The organism is Chitinophaga rhizophila, assembly GCF_019492185.1.
In the GTDB taxonomy this organism is placed as follows: domain Bacteria; phylum Bacteroidota; class Bacteroidia; order Chitinophagales; family Chitinophagaceae; genus Chitinophaga; species Chitinophaga rhizophila.
Window position 1 is genome coordinate 1 of the sequence record NZ_JAICCF010000018.1, and the last position, 738, is coordinate 738.

A 738-nucleotide genomic window follows, 5' to 3' on the forward strand; every position below is an offset into this window, starting at 1 on the left:
GATGTAACGATCGTTTGCATCTCCCCGTAGCTTATCGCAGCTTACCACGTCCTTCATCGCCTCCTAGAGCCTAGGCATCCACCATGCGCCCTTATTCGCTTTAAATATCTTCAAAGCTTTCTGTAATTTACTATTACAACTTATTTTTCCCAATATGTCAAAGAACTTGTGCTTCAGTTTAAAACCTCAGCGTTGTTGATGTTTCAGATCTGATCTGTGTGGCGCTTACCGCCTGACATCTTTAAGTATTTTAAGAACTTTTCTTTACTTCCGTTTCGCGTCGTTTGCGTTGGGGTTGCAAAGGTAGTCAATTTTTCATTTCTACCAAATCTTTTTTGAAGATTTTTCATCCTTTTTTCTGACTGCTACCTACATATAAATAGGCTTTTGTCATCATTCGGGATGCATATAAGAAAGAAAGAACTAAAGTTATTTTTATTCGATAGCGACCTGATATCGTATCTTTTTATGTTATTACAAGTCACAAAACAACTTGCATTTTCCTGCCTGCAGTTAAATGCATATCATTTTTAAAATCGGACTGCAAATATACAATCCTTTACCTTGTACAACAAAATTTACCAGATATTTTTTACCGTAAGTGCGGTAAGATCGATGGTGTGGTTGTGGTATGAGGATAAAAAAGCCCGGTCTTATGCAAGACCGGGTCTTTTCTACAATAAATATGGCAGCTACCTACTCTCCCGCATGGTTGTGCAGTACCATCGGCCATAAGGG

1 rRNA gene is annotated in these 738 nt (G+C 38.5%); it reads right to left on the reverse strand.

Going from position 1 to position 738, the window contains the following annotated elements:
- Positions 1-105 (reverse strand): 23S ribosomal RNA (locus tag K1Y79_RS29040); the annotation flags it as partial.
- Positions 106-738: the final 633 nt, after the last annotated feature.